Here is a 4,439-nt window from a genome sequence, read left to right as displayed (position 1 = left end):
CTTAATTTTGATATTTGCTCTTTGATTTTTGATATGATATTTGATATGTCATTTTGCATTTTAATATTTAATTTTTGATTTTGTATTACACAACTTGTTGTGTTTGAAGTGGTTTCGCACTAAGTCACTACCATTCATTTGTGCTCTCTGACCACGCTAAACAGGTACAATTTATTTCTATGTCTCTGCGAACTCTTGCGTCTCTGCGGTAAATTACCACCTGAACGGTTACGATTTTGGATTGCGGATTGGAAAAAATCCAAAACTCCTTACTCCATTTCCTCAACTCGAATAATCAAACTTTTCCCTTTAATTGTATTTAGTTTATCAATCCTTTTAATGGCGTTTTTCATATCCCCTTCTTTTGCCTCATGTGTAAGCATAATAATTGAAACAACATCGCCTCGTTCTTTTTGAATGACAGAGGCAATGCTAATTCGATACTCGCCCAAAATGCCTGATATAGCCGCTAATACCCCTGGTCTATCAAGTGCGGAAAATCTTATATAATATTTTGATTTCACCTCCTCCATAGCCTTTATTTCCAATTTATGGTTTGGAATTGAGTAAATATCCCCTTTATTATTTGAGCCGCGAATTATATTTATGAGGTCACTTATGATTGCAGATGAGGTTGGCAACTTACCAGCTCCTTGACCATAAAAGATAAGGGGACCGGTCAAATCTCCTTCAATATAAATGGCGTTATATACCCCATTTACATCAGATAATAAATGTTTTTCAGGAATCATCGTGGGATGTGTTCGCACCTCTATTTTATCCTGGACTATCTTGGCAATGCCTAACAATTTGATAGCATAGCCTAATTCCCGGGCATAAAGAATATCTTTTTTAGTAATTCTGGTGATACCTTCTGTGTAGATATTTTCATCACCTATCCACTGACCAAAAGCGAGTGAAGTCAGGATAGCTAATTTATGTGATGTATCTTTTCCTTCTATATCTAAAGTAGGGTCTGTTTCAGCATACCCTGCATTTTTTGCCTCTTTTAGTGCTTGATTGAATTCCTTATCTTCTTGTGCCATTTTGTTCAGGATATAATTACAGGTACCATTGATAATTCCAAAAATTGATGTAATTTTATTAGCAATCAATCCCTGCCGAATAGATAAGATAAGTGGTATGCCACTTCCCACAGATGCCTCAAAACCTATGCTGGCGCTATATTTATTTGAGGCTAAAAATAGCTCCTCCCAATATTTAGCTAAAAGGGCTTTATTAGCCGTGACGACATTTTTCCCCTCTTGTAATGCTGTCAAAATAAAAGTCCTTGCTGGTTCATAGCCACCAATTAGCTCAATGACTATATCAATCTCCGGGTCTTTTAATATATCCTCAAGATTTGTGCTCAAAATAGAGGGATTAACCTCGACATCTCTTTTAGTGGTAATATCCTTATCTACAATTTTTTTTAAAATTAGTTTTAATCCTAATTGTTCTTCAAACAATTCTGCCTTTTCTTGGAGAATTTTAATAACACCACTTCCAACAGTTCCAAATCCTAATAGACCAATATGTATTTGTTTCTTTTTCATTTTCCTTCCTTCTCAAATCTGAAACATTTTAAGCCCAGTATACAATAATCTATTTTATAAGTCAAGTTAAATTTTTAGTTTTCAGGAAGAATTACCTGACAATCGTTGATGGTTGATGGTTGATAGTTGATAGGTACCTTTTATTTTCCGGACTAATCTGGAGCAAATTCTGAAATTCCTTATAAACACTGGGGATACTACCTTCCTTAAATCGAATGATATAAATCCAGCCATTTTTCTCTACTATACTCAACAACGGCATAAATTAAGATTTTGTAAGTGAACAGTGTGTAATAAAGGGAAAATGGAAAACTGGGGAAAAGGGTAAAAGTGATTCCATTTTTTCTTTTCCCATTTTTCCCTGTTTTTTCCCTTTTCCCTTATAATTCTGCTTTCGAGGTCTGAACCCACAGGTTCAATATCTGCTCAAATTCCGGAAATGATGTCTGGATACAATCTATATTATTGATTTTAGTTTTACCATGAGCAACTAAGCCGGCGATGGCTAAGGACATTGCGGTGCGATGGTCACCATAAGATTCTACCTCTGCTCCAGTGAGTCTCTGGACACCCTCAATGATTAGTCCATCTTCTACCTCAATAACCTTTGCTCCCATTTTATTTAATTCAGTGGTCATAGATTTTATTCGGTCTGTTTCTTTGACTCGTAATTCTTTTGCCTCCCGAATTTCAGTTCTACCAGTGGCTAAACAACTTGCGACACTTAGAATAGGGAGTTCATCAATTAATTTTGGAATCATTGCTCCGGCAATTGAAGTGGCTCTCAAGGGACTTGATTTAATAAGAATATTTGCTACAGGTTCACCACAGACCAGTTGTTGATTTTCAATGGTGATATTAGCGCCCATTTTTTTCAAGACATCGATTATCCCTATTCGAGTAGGATTAACGCCAACATTCAAAAGTCTTATCTTTGCATCTTTAACTAAGCAAGCCGCAACGATAAAAAATGCCGCTGAGGAAATATCACCTGGTATTTTAATCTGCCTTCCGCCTCTTAACGGAACATTACCTGTAATAGAAATACTGAAATCATCTTTTATAATTTGTGCCCCAAAGAAATTTAACATCCGCTCGGTATGGTCGCGTGAAGACATTGGTTCTATGACCGTCGTAACGCCGTCGGTAAAAAGCCCGGCTAACAAAATAGCAGATTTTACCTGAGCCGAGGCAACAGGTAAAAGATACCGAATTGGCTTAAGGCCAGGATTCCCAAAAATTGTCAGTGGTGCAAAATTGCCTTCTTTTGCTTCAATTTTTGCTCCCATTTGTGACAGTGGCTCAATCACACGACGCATCGGCCGCCTTTTTATCGATTCATCACCAGTCAAACAACTATCAAATCTCTGCCCTGCCAATACCCCCAGGAGTAATCTCATTGTTGTCCCTGAATTACCAACATCAATTAACCCACCGGGTTTTTGTAAACCATTTAGTCCCTGACCAAAAATAGTTAAACAGGTATTATCTCTTTCTATCTCTATGCCGAGTGATTGAAATGCCTTAATGGTATTTAAGCAATCCTCTCCTAACAAAAAACCTTCAACCGTAGTCTTGCCTTGAGCCAGAGCACCAAGCATCACTGCCCGATGGGAAATAGACTTGTCTCCCGCAACGGTAATTGTTCCTCTTAATTTATTTGTCGGTGTAATTTCTAAATATCTCATAAATCCTCAGTCAGTGAAAGTGGTTACAGTTCATTCTTTACTGTATGTAACCGTTCAGCCGTGTCCATTAGACTATACAATATTAACTCAAAACTCAAATGTCAAAACTCAAAACCTCATCTCAAAACCTTAAAACTAATAGATTCATTGAGATTTATTGTGACTGATGGAGATGTTTTTAGTCTTTAGTTTTAAATTGTAGTTTTGAGCTTTGCGTTTTGAGATTTGAGTTATAGGAACATATTTTTATCTATACCTGAACGGTTACTATTGTATTATATCCCATTTATAACTAAAATGTCAATTAAAAATTTACACTTTTCCATCAAACCCCATTTTTCTCTTTACATAACCACTGGATATTGTAGGAGATTAACTTTGGATACACATTATTTTATGGTGCTAAAAAAAATTAAAAAAATTTTAAAAAAATACTTGACAAAAATATACGCGTAGGTATAAAATAGTAAAACATTGGAGCAAAGTGGAGGAAAATGGGAAAATGTTCGTCGGGGAATATTCTCATACCATAGATGAAAAAGGTCGGGTGATTATGCCGGCTTCATATCGGCGGGTCCTGGAGGAAAAGGGAATAAAGAAGATAATTATTACTTCTGGAGTGGGAAATTGTTTATCGGCTTATCCTCCGGATGAATGGTTTAAGACATTAGAAAAGATTAAAGAAATACCTACGGGCAAGAAAGAGGTGCGGAATTTTATTCGTAAATTTTGTGCAGATGCTATGGAATGTTCAATAGATGAGCAAGGAAGGCTTAATATTCCTCCAAAACTTCGCCAGCTGGCTAATTTAACCAAAGAAATAATTATTATTGGACTTATAGAAAAAATGGAGATATGGGATAAGGATGTCTGGACAGAACATTACAAATCTATCTCGCAAACTTATGAAGAAAATGTCGAAAATTTAGACCTGGGAATTTAAGAAAGTAGTGAGGGAAGAATATCTAGTGCTCTGTCGCCATTCAAGTGATTGATTGGCCGTTGTCCCCCGCTGGCGGGGATTTAATCCTTACCCACAAGTTGGGTAACAAGATGAGGTAAGCAAGAATAAACTATAAACGGGAGATTAGAGATTGCAGGAGAGCGGAGTGAGTGGCAAAATTCCAAATCACAAATTCCAAAATACAAATAAATTCCAATGACCAAAATTCAAAATTCCAAACAATATGAGTAA

General features: G+C 36.3%; 4 protein-coding genes. 1 reads left to right on the top strand and 3 read right to left on the bottom strand.

Annotation, left to right across the window (positions count from 1 at the left end):
* Positions 1 to 269: 269 nt before the first annotated feature.
* From AB1422_17125 to aroA, 3 genes are all read right to left on the bottom strand, one after another.
* Positions 270 to 1,556, bottom strand: a complete 1,287-nt coding sequence (locus AB1422_17125; GenBank protein ID MEW6621026.1) for a homoserine dehydrogenase — start codon at positions 1,554 to 1,556, stop codon at positions 270 to 272.
* A 91-nt stretch (positions 1,557 to 1,647) separates the two neighbouring features.
* Positions 1,648 to 1,818 (bottom strand): hypothetical protein, encoded by a 171-nt coding sequence (locus AB1422_17120; protein ID MEW6621025.1) that lies wholly within the window; start codon positions 1,816 to 1,818, stop codon positions 1,648 to 1,650.
* 118 nt (positions 1,819 to 1,936) lie between these two features.
* Positions 1,937 to 3,244 (bottom strand): 3-phosphoshikimate 1-carboxyvinyltransferase, encoded by a 1,308-nt coding sequence (gene aroA, locus AB1422_17115; protein MEW6621024.1) that lies wholly within the window; start codon positions 3,242 to 3,244, stop codon positions 1,937 to 1,939.
* A gap of 502 nt (positions 3,245 to 3,746) precedes the next feature.
* Here aroA and mraZ point away from each other — a divergent pair.
* The gene (gene mraZ / locus AB1422_17110) at positions 3,747 to 4,187 is read left to right on the top strand and encodes a division/cell wall cluster transcriptional repressor MraZ (GenBank protein ID MEW6621023.1); all 441 of its coding nucleotides are present in this window, start codon (positions 3,747 to 3,749) and stop codon (positions 4,185 to 4,187) included.
* Positions 4,188 to 4,439: the final 252 nt, after the last annotated feature.

Source organism: bacterium, assembly GCA_040757115.1.
In the GTDB taxonomy this organism is placed as follows: Bacteria; UBA9089; CG2-30-40-21; order CG2-30-40-21; family SBAY01; genus JBFLXS01.
This window is presented reverse-complemented; position numbering and strand designations above follow the sequence as displayed.